Here is a 16,403-nt window from a genome sequence, read left to right on the forward strand (position 1 = left end):
AGCTGTTTTCCATGAGCGCAGAGACTCCTGCCGCAACCGGCCAGTTCACCGCCCGGAGGCTGCAGTTCCGCGCCTGGCGGGGCACCCGTCCGTTCTGGGCCGGCCTGTACGTCCTGCTCAGCGGCATTCCGATCATGTACTTCCCGTACTTCCATCTCCAGCTCGGTCATCTGACGCTGGCCATGGCGACCACCGCCGGAGCGGGATCCCTGATCATCGGCGTGCTGCTCATCGTCCTGGGCATCAGCCTCTGGTTCCAGAAGCACGTACGAACCTTCGCCGGCGTCGCCGCGATCCTGCTGGCGCTGGTGTCCCTGCCCGTGTCCAACTTCGGCGGCTTCGTCATGGGCTTCGTGCTCGCCCTCATCGGCGGAGCGATGGCCGTGGCCTGGGCGCCGGGCGCGCCGCCGCAGCCGGAGCCGCCGGCCGAAGCCGCACCGGGCGAGGGCGGTTCCCCCGAGGCCGCACCGCTGCCCTTTCAGGGAGCGGACGGGGTGAACGCGATGAGTGACCTGTCAGGAACGAGCCCGGCCAACGGGGCGAACGGGAGGCACAGTGCCGGCTGACGAGGTGGCCCACGGGACCGATGTGGACGGGTCCCGTGAGAGAACCGGGCCCCGCCACGCGGCACCCAGGAAGCCGCTGTTCACCAGGTTCCACATGCCGGCCGGCAAGGCGATCGCCTCCGTGGCGATGCCCACCGCCGTCCTGATGGGGATGGGCTTCACGTCGAGTCTCGCCCTCGCCGACAACGGCGGCACGTCCACCTCCAACAGCCAGAAGGCCGCGGAGTACAAGGACTGCGTCAAGGCGCTGGACGGCTCCAAGGACGCGTCGGCCTCGCCCTCGCCGTCGGCGAGCGAGTCCACCGGCACGCCCACGCCGACCCCGACGGCCTCCGCCGACGGCAAGGACGCCAAGGGCGCGAAGGACACCACGGGCTCGGGCCCGACCTCTTCGTCGGATTCAGGTTCCGGCGAGAAGGCCACGCCCAAGCCGACGCCGTCCTCCGGCTCCGGTGCGGGGTCGGGCTCCTCGGACTCCGGCAGCGGTGACACGGCCACGCCCGCTCCGTCGGCGAGCCAGAGCAGCGGTGGCGGTCTGCTGGACACCATCGGCACCACCATCGGTGACATCGGCAACGTCCTCACCGGTGGCGGCAAGGACTCCGGCACGTCCGCGAGTCCGACGCCGTCCGCGTCGTCCTCGTCGGCCGACTCGGCGAAGACCGACTCCGGCAGGACCGGCTCCGCCGGAACGGCCGGGGACACGGTGACCAAGGTCGCCGACAAGGCCGCGGACACCGTGAAGGACACCACCGACACGGCCTCCAAGACGGTCAAGGACACGACCGACGCGGTCAAGGACACGACCACGGCGGCCACGGACGCGACCAAGGCGGCCGGTGACGCGGCCGCGTCGGCCACGCCCAGCCCGTCCGCGAGCTCCACGACGTCCGCGGACGACTGCAAGGCGGCCACCGACGACCAGAGCGGCGTCGACAACAAGGTGCCGGTGGCGGACGACCCCTGGTACCTGAACGCCAGTTCGCTGCTGCTCAAGGGTGCCGACTACCAGGGCATCGTCGAGGTGAAGACGGCCGGCGGCACCACGAAGAAGGTGCTGAAGTACGTCATCTCCGGCGGTACGGACATCGGCGACCTGCACCAGACCGTGAACGACAAGCAGTCGGGCAAGACCTACCACGTGCAGGCCTCCGCCGGCTCGACGTCCACGATCCGCAACGGCGACACCGTGATGTACACCGAGAGCATCTCGGGCAACCTGTTCGGCCTGATCCCCGTGACGTTCAGCCCGGACAGCCCGCCCCCGCTCAACATCCCGCTGATCTACTTCACCCATGTGAAGGTGGTCCAGGCGGCCCAGTTCGGCGGCTCCCTGCACGTGCCCGGCATGCACGTGTACACCACCGACTGAGCGCCCGCACAAGCCCGTTCGGGAGCCGCACGCCGTGGCCCGGTCCCCCATCCGTGGGGGACCGGGCCACGTCACGTTCCGCGGGAGGCGGGCCGAGGCCCGAGCCCTCGCGGACCCGGACGACCGAGGGCGCCCCCTGGTCCCAGGGGGCGCCCTCGGCGCCGTACAGAGCCCTTGCGGGCGGGGCGTCAGCCGGTCTGGCCGCCCACGTGGTGCACACGGACCATGTTGGTGGTGCCGGGGACGCCGGGGGGCGAGCCGGCGGTGATGATCACCGTGTCACCGGGGTTGAAGCGGCCCAGCCCGGCCAGCTCCTGGTCGACCATGTCGACCATCTCGTCGGTGCTGTTGACGAACGGGACGATGTGGGGCTCCACGCCCCAGCTGAGGGTCAGCTGGTTGCGGGTGCCCTCGTCGGTGGTGAAGGCGAGGATCGGCTGGGCCGCGCGGTAGCGGGACAGCCGGCGGGCGGTGTCACCGGACTGGGTGAAGGCGATCAGCCCCTTGCCGCCGAGGAAGTCGGCGATCTCGCAGGCCGCGCGGGCGACCGAACCGCCCTGTGTACGCGGCTTCTTGCCGGGGACGAGGGGCTGCAGGCCCTTGGAGAGCAGCTCCCCCTCCGCCGCGACGACGATCTTCGACATCGTCTTGACGGTCTCGACCGGGTAGGCGCCCACGCTCGACTCGGCCGAGAGCATGACCGCGTCCGCGCCGTCCAGGATCGCGTTGGCCACGTCGGAGGCCTCGGCGCGGGTCGGCCGCGAGTTGGTGATCATCGACTCCATCATCTGGGTCGCCACGATCACCGGCTTGGCGTTGCGCCGGCACATCTCCACCAGGCGCTTCTGCACCATCGGGACCTTCTCCAGCGGGTACTCGACGGCGAGGTCGCCACGGGCGACCATCACGCCGTCGAACGCCATGACGACGTCCTCCATGTTCTCGACCGCCTGCGGCTTCTCGACCTTGGCGATCACCGGGACACGGCGGCCCTCCTCGTCCATCACGCGGTGGACGTCCTGCACGTCCTTGGCGTCGCGGACGAAGGACAGCGCGACCATGTCGCAGCCCATGCGGAGCGCGAAGCGCAGGTCCTCGATGTCCTTCTCGGACAGCGCCGGGACGTTGACCGCCGCGCCGGGCAGGTTGATGCCCTTGTGGTCGGAGACGACACCGCCCTCGATGACGATCGTCTTCACCCGCGGGCCGTCGACGTCCACGACCTTCAGCTCGACGTTGCCGTCGTTGATCAGGACCTGGTCGCCGCGCGAGACGTCGCCCGGCAGCCCCTTGTACGTCGTACCGCAGATGTGCTTGTCGCCCGGCACGTCGTCGGTCGTGATGACGAACTCGTCACCGCGCTCCAGCTCGACCGGACCCTCGGCGAAGGTCTCCAGACGGATCTTGGGGCCCTGCAGGTCGGCGAGGACACCGATGGCCCGGCCGGTCTCCTTCGACGCGGCCCGGACGCGGTCGTACCGCGCCTGGTGCTCGGCGTGGGTGCCGTGGCTGAAGTTGAACCGGGCCACATTCATGCCGGCCTCGATCATCGAGACGAGCATCTCGTGGGAGTCGACCGCGGGGCCGAGAGTACAGACGATTTTCGAACGGCGCATGGGGCGATCCTATCGGTTTGTTTCGCTGCGGAATATTCCGTCTGGCGGAAGATACAAATGGGCGGACATGCGCTCAGGCGTGTTACTCCGGTGTATTGCTCAGCTCCCACGCGGCGGAGCCGCATATTGTTACCGCCCGACCAGCGCGTAGGTCTGTGTGGCGATCTCCAGTTCCTCGTCGGTCGGCACCACGGCGACCGCCACCCGCGCGGACCCGGGCGAGATCAGCCGCGGCTCACCGCTGCGTACGGCGTTCAGCCCGCTGTCGACCGCCAGGCCGAGCGTCTCCAGGCCCGCGATCGCAGCCTCCCGCACCGGGGCGGCGTTCTCACCGACCCCCGCCGTGAACGCGACCGCGTCCACCCGGCCGAGTACCGCGTAATAGGCGCCGATGTACTTCTTGAGCCGGTGAATGTAAATGTCGAAGGCGAGCCGCGCCTCTTCGTCGCCCTCGTCGACGCGGCGGCGGATCTCCCGCATGTCATTGTCCCCGCACAGCCCGAACAGACCGCTCCTCTTGTTGAGAAGAGTGTCGATCTCGTCCGTGGACATTCCGCCAACGCGCTCCAAATGGAAGATGACGGCGGGATCCAGGTCACCGGACCGCGTACCCATCACGAGACCCTCCAGCGGCGTCAGCCCCATGGAGGTGTCCACGCACCGGCCCTCCCGGACCGCCGACGCCGAGGCGCCGTTGCCCAGGTGCAGCACGATCACGTTCACCTCGGAGGGGTCCTTGCCCAGCAGGCGCGCGGTCTCCCGGGAGACGTACGCGTGCGAGGTGCCGTGGAAGCCGTAGCGGCGGATGCGGTGCCGGTCCGCGATCTTCGGGTCGATCGCGTAACGCGCCGCGGACTGCGGCATCGTCGTGTGGAACGCCGTGTCGAAGACGGCGACCTGCGGCAGGTCGGGGCGCAGCGCCTGCGCGGTGCGGATGCCGGTCAGGTTGGCCGGGTTGTGCAGCGGCGCCACGGGGATCAGCCGCTCGATCTCGGTGAGCACCTCGTCGTCGATGACGGTGGGCTCGGTGAAGAACAGGCCGCCGTGCACCACCCGGTGCCCGATCGCGGCCAGCTGCGGCGAGTCCAGGCCCAGGCCGTCGCGGGCCAGCTCCTCGGCGACCGCCTTGAGCGCCGCGTCGTGGTCGGCGATCGGGCCGGTGTGCTCACGGGTGGCGCCCGTGGCCGCGCAGGTGTGCTTGAGCCGCGAGGTCTGCTCGCCGATGCGCTCGACCAGACCTACCGCCAGCCGGCTGCTGTCCCGCATGTCCAGCAGCTGGTACTTCACCGACGAGGAGCCGGAGTTGAGGACGAGGACACGGGTGGGGGAGGTCACTGCTCGGACGCCTTCTGGTCGAGGTGCTGGGCCTGGATCGCCGTGATGGCGACGGTGGTGACGATGTCCTGGACGAGCGCGCCCCGGGACAGGTCGTTGACCGGCTTGCGCAGGCCCTGCAGGACCGGGCCGACGGCGATCGCGCCGGCCGAGCGCTGCACGGCCTTGTAGGTGTTGTTGCCGGTGTTGAGGTCGGGGAAGATCAGCACGCTGGCCTGCCCGGCGACCTCGGACCCGGGAAGCTTGGTCGCGGCGACGGACGGCTCCACGGCCGCGTCGTACTGGATCGGCCCCTCGATCTTCAGGTCCGGCCGCCGCGAGCGCGCCAGCTCGGTCGCCTCGCGCACCTTGTCGACATCGGCGCCCGAGCCCGACGTGCCGGTGGAGTACGACAGCATCGCGATCCGCGGCTCCACGCCGAACTGGGCCGCGGTGCCCGCCGACTGGACGGCGATGTCCGCCAGCTGCTCGGCGTTCGGGTGCGGGTTGACCGCGCAGTCGCCGTAGACCAGCACCTTGTCCGCCAGGCACATGAAGAAGACCGAGGAGACGATCGAGGACTCCGGCTGCGCCCGCCCGTCCCCTGCCGCGCCGGGCGCGGCCCCCTTCGTCTTGATGATCTCGAAGGCGGGCCGGATGGTGGCCGCGGTCGAGTGCACCGAGCCGGACACCATGCCGTCGGCCAGGCCCTCCTGGACCATCAGCGTGCCGAAGTAGTTCACGTCGGAGACGACGTCGTAGGCCAGCTCCACCGTCGCCCCCTTGTGGGCGCGCAGCCGGGCGTACTGCTCGGCGAAGGAGTCGCGCAGCTCGCTGGTGGCCGGGTCGATCAGCTGGCAGTCGCCGAGGTCGATGCCCAGGTCGGCGGCCTTCTTGCGGATCTGGTCGACGGGTCCGAGCAGGGTCAGGTCGCACACCCCGCGGCGCAACAGCACCTCGGCCGCGCGCAGCACCCGCTCCTCGGTGCCCTCCGGGAGGACGACCCTGCGCTTGTCCGAGCGGGCCTGTTCGAGCAGCTGGTGCTCGAACATCATCGGGGTGACCCGGTCGGTGCTCGGCGCCGAGACCCGGCGGGCCAGGTCCGTGGTGTCGGCGTACCGCTCGAACAGGCCGAGCGCGGTCTCCGCCTTGCGCGGGGTGGCCGCCGTCATCTTCCCCTCCATGGCGAAGAGGTGCTCGGCGGTGGGGAAACTGGTGCCGGGGACCGAGAGCACCGGGGTGCCCGGGGCGAGCCGGGCGGCCAGCGTGAGGATCTCCTCGCGCGGCACCTCGTTCAGGGTCAGCAGCACGCCGGCTATCGGCGGGGTGCCGGCGCTGTGCGCGGCCAGCGAGCCGACGACCAGGTCGGCGCGGTCGCCCGGGGTCACGACCAGGCAGCCCGGGGTCAGGGCGCTCAGGAAGTTCGGCAGCATCGCCCCGCCGAAGACGAAGCCGAGCGCGTCCCGGGCGAGCCCGGAGTCGTCGCCGAGCAGCACCTTGGCGTCGAGGGCATGGGCGATCTGCGCGACGGTCGGCGCGGACAGCGCGGGCTCGTCGGGCAGCACGTACGTGGGCACCGGCAGGCGGTTCGTGAGCCGCTCGGCGATCTCGTCGCGGTCCTCGCGGGCCACCCGGTTGGCGACCATGGCGAGCACGTCGCAGCCGAGCCCGTCGTACGCCCGGTAGGCGTTGCGCGTCTCGGCCAGCACGGACTCGGCCGTCTGCCTGCGGCCGCCGACCACGGGGATCACGGAGGCGCCGAACTCGTTGGCGAGGCGGGCGTTCAGGGACAGCTCGTCGGGCAGCTGGGTGTCGGCGAAGTCGGTGCCGAGGACGAGGACGACGTCGTAGTCCCGGGCCACCAGGTGGAAGCGGTCGACCAGCGTGGAGACCAGCTCGTCCGTGCCCTGCTCGGCCTGGAGCGCGGACGCCTCGTGGTAGTCCATGCCGTAGACGGTCGCCGGATCCTGGGAGAGGCGGTACCGCGCCCGCAGCAGTTCGAACAGGCGATCGGGACTGTGGTGCACGAGCGGACGGAACACTCCCACCCGGTCGACCTGCCGGGTCAGCAGCTCCATGACCCCCAGCTCGACTACCTGGCGGCCGTCGCCGCGGTCGATCCCGGTCACGTACACGCTGCGCGTCACGTGTGCACTCCGTTTCCTGTGTCTCGGTGGTGGTGCCTCGGCGGTGGTGGTGCGGTGGTGGCGCCTCGGCGGTGGTGGCCCGGTGAAGGCCCGGTCGTGGTGCCTGGGCGGTGCTGTCTCGTCTGCGGCATAAAAATCGCCCACCACGGTGAGCAGGACCCTCTTGACAATACCTCCGGTGCCGGATAAGGCGCCCGTCAGGACCTCGCTGCCCCGGCGGACGTGAAAGAATCGCATTGGCTCACCGGTACCGACAGCGAGCAGGAGATACAGCACGATGCGCATCGGAGTTCTCACCGCAGGTGGCGACTGCCCCGGCCTGAACGCCGTGATCCGGTCGGTCGTGCACCGGGCGGTGGCGCAGTACGGCGACGAGGTCATCGGCTTCGAGGACGGCTACCGGGGTCTGCTCGACCGCCACTACCGCTCACTCGACCTGGACGCGGTCAGCGGCATCCTGGCCCGCGGCGGCACCATCCTCGGCTCCTCCCGCCTGGAGCGCGACCGGCTGCGCGAGGCCTGCGAGGGTGCCGCCGACATGGTCGAGGAGTTCGGCATCGACGCGCTGATCCCGATCGGCGGCGAGGGCACCCTGACCGCGGCCCGCATGCTCTCCGACGCCGGCCTGCCGGTCGTCGGCGTCCCGAAGACCATCGACAACGACATCTCCGCCACCGACCGCACCTTCGGCTTCGACACCGCGGTCGGTGTCGCCGCCGAGGCCATGGACCGCCTGAAGACCACGGCCGAGTCCCACCAGCGCGTGATGGTCGTCGAGGTCATGGGCCGGCACGCGGGCTGGATCGCCCTGGAGTCCGGCATGTCCGCCGGCGCCCACGGCATCTGCCTGCCCGAGCGCCCCTTCGACCCCGCCGACCTGGTCAAGATGGTCGAGGAGCGCTTCGCCCGCGGCAAGAAGTTCGCGGTCGTCTGCGTCGCCGAGGGTGCCCACCCCGTCGAGGGCACCATGGACTACGGCAAGGGCGAGATCGACCAGTACGGCCACGAGCGCTTCCAGGGCATCGGCACCGCGCTCGCCTACGAGCTGGAGCGGCGCCTGGGCAAGGAGGCCAAGCCGGTCATCCTCGGCCACGTCCAGCGCGGCGGCGTCCCGACCGCCTACGACCGCGTCCTCGCCACCCGCTTCGGCTGGCACGCCGTCGAGGCCGCGCACCGCGGCGACTTCGGCAGGATGACCGCGCTGCGCGGCACCGACGTCGTGATGGTCCCGCTCGCCGAGGCGGTCACCGAGCTGAAGACGGTGCCGAAGGACCGGATGGACGAGGCGGAGTCCGTCTTCTAGGACGGTTCCCGCACTAGGGCGACTCCGGGGAGCCGGGCCGGTGCAGGCCGTTCCGGTTCTCGACCGCCGTCCAGAAGGTGTCGACGATCCGGTCGAGGAACTCCCGGCCGGACTCACTGGCACTGCTGCTGCCGCCGCCCCAGCTGAGGGTGGCGGTCATGTGCCCCTGGTAGTCCTCGTGCAACTCTTGCAGCACGCCCTCCAGGACCCCCCGGTCCAGGGGCGCGACCTTCGCCACCGGGCGCACATAGGCCTGCCAGCGGGTGGTCACCGCGCTGTGCAGCATCTCGGCGAGTTTCGCCTCGCGGCCCGTCACGGTCACGAAGTCGGGCAGGGCCAGCCGGAGCGCCTGCGCGAGCGCGGCCGACTGGCGCTCGTTGCCCCGCCACGCCCCGCTCTCCTCCATCCGCAGATACCCGGGCAGGTCCAGGCCGACGGCCCGGGCGACGTCCTCGGGTGCGATCCCCCGCGCGACCCGGTGCTCGCGCAGGGTCCGGGGCCTGCCGATCAGCTCGCCCGCAGAGCACCACAACACCCCGGCGAGGGCGGTGAGTTCGGGATTGCCGGGGGAGGCGATCCCGCGCTCCCAGGCCGTCACCAGATCGGGCGTGACGTACGACAGCCCGTACGAGGCCCTCATGCCGAAGGCGACGTGCTCGGGCCCCATGCCGAGGGCGGCGCGGAGCCTGCGGGCGGCCGGGGCGTTGAACGGGGGAGCCGACGGGCTCGGCTGGGCTGGGGGTTGGCGCACCCCGCACAAGCTAGGGGTGTGCCGCCGCGGTGACTACGGGCCGTTCTGCCAGGATCACTAATTGTAGGAACGTACGGTTCCGGCCGTTCGGTACGTTCCGGCCGTTCGGTACGTTCCGGCCGTTCGGTACGTTCCGGCCGTTCGGTAGGTAACGGGCGGATCACCTCCGTCCGTCATCCCTTGACCGCGCCGCCCAGCGCGAAACCGCCCCCCAGCCGCCGCGCCACCAGGACGTACAGCAGGATCACCGGCGTCGAGTAGATCACGGAGAACGCGGCGAGCTGCCCGTACGCCACCATGCCCCGGTTGCCGAAGAACTCGTTGATGCTGACCGAGGCCGGCATCTGGTCCGGCGTGAGCAGGAGCATGAAGGGGACGAAGAAGTTCCCCCACATCATCACGAACGAGAAGACGGTGACGACGGCGACGCCGGGCCCCATCAGCGGCAGCACGATCCGCACGAGGGACTGCAGCGACGACGCCCCGTCCGTCCAGGCCGCCTCTTCCAGCTCCTTGGGCACCGAGTCCATGAAGTTCTTCATCAGCCAGATGGCGAACGGGAGTTGGGAGGCGGCGAAGAAGAAGATCGTCCCCTGCAGGGTGTCGATCAGGTTCACCCGCACGAACAGCGCGTACACCGGCACCATGATCGCGGTGATCGGCAGACTCGTTGCGAACAGGACCGTCAGCAGGAACGGCCGGTTGAGCCGGGACCGGAAGCGGGACAGGGGATAGGCGGCGAGGGCCGCGCAGACGACGGTCAGCGCGGTCGCTCCCCCGCACAGGATCAGGCTGTTGAGGAGCGGGGTGTAGACGACGTCCGGGGTGAGGATCGCGTCGAAGTTGGCGAACGTGACCCCGTCGGGCAGCTTCACCTTCAGGTCGGCGTGCGCGTCCACACAGGACAGCAGCACCCAGGCGAGGGGCAGCGCGAAGCCGGCGGCCACGGTGATCAGCCCGGCGTCGGCGGCGAGCCGGCGCGAGCGGCGGTATCGGGGCATGGCCGGTCCTACACCTCCGTGCGCAGCAGGCGCAGATAGACGACGGAGAACAGGGAGCCGACGAGCAGCAGGAGCAGGGCGACGGCGGTGCCGTACCCGATCATGCTGTTCTGGAAGGCCTGTTCGTACATGAACAGCGGCAGGGTCTGGCTCCGGTCGCCGGGCCCGCCCCTGGTCATCACCCAGATCAGCCCGAACACGGAGAGCGTCTGCAGGGTGTTGAGCATGAGGTTGGTGCCGATGGAGCGGCGGATCATCGGCAGGGTGATGTGCCACATCCGCCGCCAGCCGCCCGCCCCGTCCACCTCGGCGGCCTCCGTGATCTCGCTCGGTATCCCGTCGAGCGCGGCGGAGTAGACGAGCATCGAGAACGCCGTGCCGCGCCAGACGTTGGCGAAGGAGACGGCGAGGATGGGCAGGGTGAACAGCCAGTTCTGGCGCGGGAGATGCAGCCAGTCCAGGATGGCGTTCAGGGTCCCCTCGCGGCGGAAGAAGGCGTAGAGCAGGAATCCCGCCACCACCTCCGGCAGCACCCAGGCGGTGATGACGACCCCACCGGTGAGGGTGCGCACGGGCCTGGACGCGCGCTTCATCAGCGCCGCGAGGGCCAGCCCCAGGGTGTTCTGCCCGACGAGCGAGGACAGCACCGTGAACACCAGGGTCAGCCACACGGCGTTGAGGAAGGCGTCGTCGTGGAAGGCCCTGCGGAAGTTGGCGAGGCCGACGAAGGAGGAGTGCGCCTGGCCGGTGAGCTGGAGGTCGGTGAAGGCGATGTAGACGCAGTAGGCGATGGGGCCGGCGAGGAAGAGGAGCAGCAGGACGAGGGCGGGGGTGAGGGGGAGGGCGCGGGTGATCCGCCGGTGCAGCCTCACCTGCGGACCACTTGGCCGTCGGTGACGTCCTTGAGGGTGGCGTCGTAGCCGCTCGCCGCCTTCTCGGCGGACCGGTCACCGGTGGTCACCCCCTCCATGGCCTCCTGGACGGCGGTCGACACCTTCGGGTACGCGGGGTAGGCGGGCCGGTAGTGCGTGCTCGCGACGAGATCGGTGAAGAACCTGATGCCGGGCTGGGCGGTGGCGTACGCCGGGTCGGCGGCGACGTCCTTGCGCACCGCGATGCCGGAGTTGGCGATGTACCACGCACGGGCGTTGTCCTTCGTCTGCATCTCCCGGATGAAGTCGAAGGCGAGGTCGGGGTGGGCCGCCTTGGCCGGGACCGCCCAGGTCCAGCCGCCGGACATGCTCACCCTGCCGGGCGCCTGCCCGTGCTGGGTCGGCATGTACGCCAGACCCAGCTGCCGGGACCAGTCCTTCCACTCGTGCCCGCTGCCCGGCAGCCAGGCCTGCGGGAGCCAGGAGCCGTCGAGGTCGATGCCCAGCCTGCCCTGGGGGAGGAGTTCGCCGTTGACGGTGGTGGCGTAGTTGGGGTCGAGGGCGTCGGAGACATCGGGGCCGAGCTTCTCCTTGTACACGGTCCCGACGAACTTCAGCGCGTCCTTGAACCCCTGGCTCCCGGCGATCCACTTCTTGGTGCCGCTGTCGTACAGGGGGTCGGCCGTCCCGTCGCCGGTGCCGTACAGGAGCATCTCGAAGCCCTGCATGGTGGCCCGCTCACCCGCCGGCTTGCCGGTGTAGACGTTGAGGGGGGTGACGCCGGGGACCTTCTGCCTGATGGTCCGGGCGGCGGCGAGGACGTCGTCCCAGGTCTTCGGCTGCCAGGTGGTGGGCAGGCCGGCCTTCCTGAAGACGCGCTTGTCGAACCACAGGCCCCGGGTGTCGGTGCCGTCCGGCACGCCGTACGTCTTCCCGTCCTCGCCTCTCGCGGCGTTCCTGGCGGTGTCGATGAACTGCTGCCAGTCCGGCCACTTGGCGAGGTACGGGTCGAGGGGCTTCAAGTACCCGCTGGTGATGTCCGAGTTGATGAGAAAGGTGTCCTCGTAGACCAGGTCGGGAGCGGTCCTGGGGGAGCGGAGCATCTGCTGGAGCTTGGTGTAGTACTCCGAGTCCGGGGCCTTGACGGGGACGAACTCCACCTTCTTTCCGGGGTACTTCTTCTCGAACTGCTTCCTGATCCCGGCGAGGTAGGTGTCCATCACCTTGATGGAGTTGTCGGTGGACTGCTTGTACGAGACCTTGAGGGTGTTCGGACTGCTGCCGGAGCCGCTGCCGCAGGCGGTGAGGGCGGTGGCGGCGAGGGCGGCGGCGAGGAGGGTGGTGAGGGCGGCGGTGGGGCGCACGGGCATGACCTCCTGCGGACTCACTTCGGGGTGACGCGGGAACGGCTGCCGTGTGAACGTAGGAGGAGTGGTCTAGTCAGGTCAATGCGTCTGCGTGGGATTGGGCCTTCGCGGCTTTGCCGGGGGCATCGGCACGGGCGAACGCCCCGGCCGCCCCGGGGCAGCCCGGCGGCAGGCCCCGCGTCGCCGGTCCCTCACACCCAGCGGTACTGCAGCTCCGGGCGTCCCACCGTCCCGTACTGCGGGCTGCGTACCGCCCGCCCGGCGGTCACCAGGTGCTCCAGATAGCGGCGGGCCGTGATGCGCGAGATGCCCACCGCCTCGGCGACGCCGGTCGCGGTGAGACCGTCCGTGCTGCCTCGCAGGGCCACGGTGACCCGCTCCAGCGTCGGCGCGCTCAGCCCCTTCGGAAGCGCCGCGGGCGACGGCGCCCGGAGCACCGCCAGCGCCCGGTCCACCTCGTCCTGTCCGCTCGCCTCGCCCACCGCCGCCTGGAACTCGGCGTACCGCACCAGCCGGTCCCGCAGCGTGGCGAAGGTGAACGGCTTCAGGACGTACTGGACGACCCCGAGGGAGACCCCTTCGCGGACCACGGCCAGGTCCCGTGCCGACGTCACCGCTATCACGTCCGCGTGGTGCCCGGCCGCCCGCAGCGAGCGGGCGAACTGCAGGCCGTGCACGTCCGGCAGGTGGAGGTCCAGCAACAGGAGATCCACCGGCGTCCGGTCCAGGATCCGGCGGGCCTCCGCGCCCGTGTGCGCCTTGCCGACCGCGACGAACCCCGGCACCCGGCCCACGTAGAGCACGTGCGCGTCGGCGGCCACGGGATCGTCCTCGACCACGAGGACCCGGATGGGCTGCGTGCCCGTCATTTCTCGCCTCCCGGCGCCGGGGAGGGGTCGACGGCCGTGCGCAACGGCAACCGCACCTCGAACACCGCTCCACCCTCCTCCTCGTCGTCGGACTCCGCCACCGTCAGTGTCCCGTCGAGCCGCGCGACCGCCTGCCGCACCAGGGCCAGCCCCAGGCCGCGGCCGCCGGGTCCGGACGGCTTCGTCGAGAACCCCCGCTGGAATACCAGGTCCGCATGGGCGGGGTCGACACCCGGCCCGGTGTCCGAGACGCGCAGCACCAGTTCGGAGTCCGGGGCGTACGCCGTCACGGTGACCCGCGCCCCCGCACTGCCCTGCGCCGCGTCCACCGCGTTGTCGATCAGATTGCCGAGGACCGTGACGAGGTCCCGCGCCGACAGCTCGGGCGGGAGCACGCCGTCGTCGAGGCGGCTGTCGGCCGACACCACCAGCTCCACGCCCCGCTCGTTGGCCTGTGCCGTCTTGCCCAGCAGCAGCGCGGCCAGCACCGGTTCGCTCACCGCCGCCACCACCTGGTCGGTCAGCGCCTGGGCCAGCTCCAGTTCCGCCGTCGCGAACTCCACCGCCTCCTCGGCCCGGCCCAGCTCGATCAGCGAGACCACCGTGTGCAGGCGGTTGGCGGCCTCGTGCGCCTGGGAACGCAGAGCCTGGGTGAAACCCCGCTCCGAGTCCAGCTCGCCCATCAGGGACTGGAGTTCGGTGACATCACGCAGGGTGACCACGGTGCCCCTGCGCTCTCCTCCCGACACCGGCGAGGTGTTCACCACCAGGACCCGGGACGCCGTCAGATGCACCTCGTCCACCCGGGGCTCGGACGACAGCAGCGCCCCGGTCAGCGGGGCCGGCAGGCCGAGGTCCGCGACCGACGCGCCGATCACGTCCCCCTCCTCGCCCACCCCCAGCAGCTCCCGGCCGCCGTCGTTGATCAGCGCCACCCTGTACTGCCCGTCCAGCATCAGCAGCCCCTCGCGGACGGCGTGCAGCGCCGCCTGGTGGTAGTCGTGCATCCGGCTCAGCTCGGTCGCGTTCATGCCGTGGGTGTGACGGCGCAGGCGGGCGTTGATCACGTAGGTGCCGACCGCGCCCAGCAGCAGGGCTCCGCCCGCGACCGCGAACAGCGCCGTGACCTGGTCCTGCACCCGCTCGCTGATCGCCTCGACCTTGATCCCGGCGCTGACCAGACCGATGATCCGGCCGTTGTCCGTCACCGGGGTGACCGCCCGGACCGAGGGGCCGAGCGTGCCCGTGTACGTCTCGGTGAAGGTGTGGCCGTGCTGGGCGGGGCCGATGCGGCCGAGGAAGCGTCTGCCGATCTGCTGACGGTCGGGGTGGGTCCAGCGGATGCCGTCCGGGGTCATGATCGTGACGAAGTCGACGTTCGTGTCCCGCATGACCTGGAGCGCGTACGGCTCCAGGGCCCCGGTGGGCTCCGGCGTGCGGATCGCCGAGCGGACCGAGGGGGAGTCCGCGACCGAACGGGCCACCGCCGTCACCTGGCGGACCGCGGCGTCCTCGGCCTGCCGCTGGTCGCTGACGTAGGTGAACAGCGCGTACCCGGCCACGACCACCGCTATCAGCACGGCCTGCATGGCGAAGAGCTGGCCGGCCAGGCTGCGGGGACGGGGGAGGGACGGGACGCGCATGCCAAGAGTGTGCCTGCCGCGTCAAGCATGAACTCAATGAACGGAAGGGTGACCGCCCTCACAGACCGGGAGATAGTCACGGCATCCCCCACAACCCCCGGACGTGAGCCGCACGCCGGTGATGCCGACGAAGACGTCAAGGAGGGCAGCCGTGGCCGCCAGTTCCCCCGATCCGGCACCTGCCGCACCCCGTGTGAAGCGGGACCGTACTCATTACCTGTACATCGCCGTCATCATCGCGGTGGTGCTCGGTATCGCCGTGGGGCTCATCTGGCCCGATGCGGGCGTGGAGCTGAAGCCGCTGGGCACCGGCTTCGTGAATCTGATCAAGATGATGATCTCGCCGATCATCTTCTGCACCATCGTGCTCGGGATCGGCTCGGTGCGGAAGGCGGCCAAGGTCGGCGCCGTCGGCGGTATCGCCCTCGCCTACTTCCTCGTGATGTCGCTCGTCGCCCTCGCCATCGGGCTCGTCGTCGGCAACGTGCTGCACCCGGGCGAGGGGCTGCACCTGACCGCGGCGCTCAAGCAGACCGGACACGCCCAGGTGTCCGGCGACGCGCTGCCGCCCGTCGACTTCGTGCTGTCGATCATCCCGACCTCGTTCGTGTCGGCCTTCACCGAGGGGCAGGTGCTGCAGACGCTGCTGGTCGCCCTGCTCGCCGGGTTCGCGCTCCAGGCCATGGGGCCCCTCGGGCAGCCGGTGCTGCGCGGCGTCGAGCACATCCAGCGGCTGGTCTTCCGCATCCTGGCCATGGTCATGTGGGCCGCGCCGGTCGGTGCCTTCGGCGCGATCGCGGCCGTCACCGGCTCGGCGGGCCTGGACGCGCTGAAGAGCCTCGCCGTGCTGATGGCCGGCTTCTACGTGACCTGCTTCCTGTTCGTCTTCGTCGTGCTCGGCGCGGTGCTGCGGATCGTCTCCGGACTGAACGTCTTCTCGCTGTTCAAGTACCTCGCCCGGGAGTTCCTGCTGATCCTGTCCACCTCCTCCTCGGAGTCCGCGCTGCCGCGGCTCATCGCGAAGATGGAGCACCTGGGCGTCAGCAAGCCCGTCGTCGGTATCACCGTGCCGACCGGTTACTCCTTCAACCTCGACGGCACCATGATCTACATGACCATGGCCTCGCTCTACATCGCGGACGCCCTCGGCACACCGATGTCCGTCGGCGAGCAGATCCCGCTGCTGCTCTTCCTGCTGCTGGCCTCCAAGGGCGCGGCGGGCGTCAGCGGCGCGGGTCTGGCCACGCTGGCCGGCGGCCTGCAGTCGCACAAGCCCGCGCTCGTCGACGGTGTCGGCCTGATCGTCGGTATCGACCGCTTCATGAGCGAGGCGCGTGCGCTGACGAACTTCGCGGGCAACGCGGTGGCCACCGTGCTGATCGGCACCTGGACGAAGGAGATCGACACGCAGCGGGTGCGCAGGGTGCTGGCCGGGGAGCTGCCGTTCGACGAGACGACGCTGCTCGACGAGGATGCCGCTCCGGCCGGCGTTCCGGAGAAGGAGCTGGCCAAGGCGTAGCCGGTCGTCCGGGGATGCGTGGGGCCGCTCGCGCTCCGCGGGCCGGCTGTGGCTGCTCGCGCC

13 protein-coding genes are annotated in these 16,403 nt (G+C 70.5%); 4 read left to right on the top strand and 9 right to left on the bottom strand.

Going from position 1 to position 16,403, the window contains the following annotated elements:
* Positions 1-11: 11 nt before the first annotated feature.
* A complete protein-coding gene (locus ACFZCP_RS03520) occupies positions 12-566 on the top strand; it encodes a DUF6114 domain-containing protein (RefSeq protein ID WP_362692457.1) in 555 nt (184 codons plus the stop codon).
* Positions 556-1,938 (top strand): hypothetical protein, encoded by a 1,383-nt coding sequence (locus ACFZCP_RS03525; RefSeq protein WP_391423610.1) that lies wholly within the window; start codon positions 556-558, stop codon positions 1,936-1,938. The genes ACFZCP_RS03520 and ACFZCP_RS03525 overlap by 11 nt, the downstream gene beginning before the upstream one ends.
* Positions 1,939-2,126: 188 nt before the next feature.
* Here the strand turns inward: ACFZCP_RS03525 and pyk are convergent, their stop codons facing one another.
* The 3 genes from pyk to pta form a co-directional block, all read right to left on the bottom strand.
* On the bottom strand, positions 2,127-3,554 hold the full coding sequence (gene pyk, locus ACFZCP_RS03530; protein WP_391423612.1) for a pyruvate kinase: 1,428 nt from the start codon (positions 3,552-3,554) through the stop codon (positions 2,127-2,129).
* 129 nt (positions 3,555-3,683) lie between these two features.
* Positions 3,684-4,889 carry an acetate/propionate family kinase gene (locus ACFZCP_RS03535; RefSeq protein WP_391423614.1) on the bottom strand — a complete coding sequence of 402 codons (1,206 nt, stop codon included), beginning with the start codon at positions 4,887-4,889 and terminating at the stop codon, positions 3,684-3,686.
* A complete protein-coding gene (pta, locus tag ACFZCP_RS03540) occupies positions 4,886-7,015 on the bottom strand; it encodes a phosphate acetyltransferase (RefSeq protein WP_391423616.1) in 2,130 nt (709 codons plus the stop codon). Before pta ends, ACFZCP_RS03535 begins: the two co-directional genes overlap by 4 nt.
* A 277-nt stretch (positions 7,016-7,292) precedes the next feature.
* Here pta and ACFZCP_RS03545 point away from each other — a divergent pair, with 277 nt between their 5' ends.
* Positions 7,293-8,318, top strand: coding sequence for an ATP-dependent 6-phosphofructokinase (locus ACFZCP_RS03545; RefSeq protein ID WP_391423617.1), 1,026 nt, complete (start codon positions 7,293-7,295; stop codon positions 8,316-8,318).
* A gap of 13 nt (positions 8,319-8,331) precedes the next feature.
* Here the strand turns inward: ACFZCP_RS03545 and ACFZCP_RS03550 are convergent, their stop codons facing one another.
* The 6 genes from ACFZCP_RS03550 to ACFZCP_RS03575 form a co-directional block, all read right to left on the bottom strand.
* Complete coding sequence (locus tag ACFZCP_RS03550; RefSeq protein ID WP_391423620.1) at positions 8,332-9,069, bottom strand: XRE family transcriptional regulator; 738 nt, start codon at positions 9,067-9,069, stop codon at positions 8,332-8,334.
* A 173-nt stretch (positions 9,070-9,242) separates the two neighbouring features.
* The gene (locus tag ACFZCP_RS03555) at positions 9,243-10,070 is read right to left on the bottom strand and encodes an ABC transporter permease subunit (RefSeq protein ID WP_391423622.1); all 828 of its coding nucleotides are present in this window, start codon (positions 10,068-10,070) and stop codon (positions 9,243-9,245) included.
* Between the two features lie 8 nt (positions 10,071-10,078).
* Positions 10,079-10,942, bottom strand: coding sequence for a sugar ABC transporter permease (locus tag ACFZCP_RS03560; protein ID WP_362700666.1), 864 nt, complete (start codon positions 10,940-10,942; stop codon positions 10,079-10,081).
* Complete coding sequence (locus tag ACFZCP_RS03565) at positions 10,939-12,312, bottom strand: extracellular solute-binding protein (protein ID WP_391423625.1); 1,374 nt, start codon at positions 12,310-12,312, stop codon at positions 10,939-10,941. The genes ACFZCP_RS03560 and ACFZCP_RS03565 overlap by 4 nt, the downstream gene beginning before the upstream one ends.
* Before the next feature lie 188 nt (positions 12,313-12,500).
* Positions 12,501-13,178, bottom strand: a complete 678-nt coding sequence (locus ACFZCP_RS03570) for a response regulator (protein WP_391423627.1) — start codon at positions 13,176-13,178, stop codon at positions 12,501-12,503.
* A complete protein-coding gene (locus ACFZCP_RS03575) occupies positions 13,175-14,821 on the bottom strand; it encodes an ATP-binding protein (protein ID WP_391423629.1) in 1,647 nt (548 codons plus the stop codon). The genes ACFZCP_RS03570 and ACFZCP_RS03575 overlap by 4 nt, the downstream gene beginning before the upstream one ends.
* A gap of 121 nt (positions 14,822-14,942) precedes the next feature.
* Here ACFZCP_RS03575 and ACFZCP_RS03580 point away from each other — a divergent pair, with 121 nt between their 5' ends.
* Positions 14,943-16,340: a cation:dicarboxylate symporter family transporter gene (locus ACFZCP_RS03580; RefSeq protein WP_391423711.1), complete on the top strand. Its 1,398-nt coding sequence runs from the start codon at positions 14,943-14,945 to the stop codon at positions 16,338-16,340.
* The last annotated feature ends 63 nt before the right edge of the window (positions 16,341-16,403 follow it).

The sequence above is a fragment of the Streptomyces sp. NPDC007971 genome, assembly GCF_042958635.1.
Classification (GTDB): domain Bacteria; phylum Actinomycetota; class Actinomycetes; order Streptomycetales; family Streptomycetaceae; genus Streptomyces.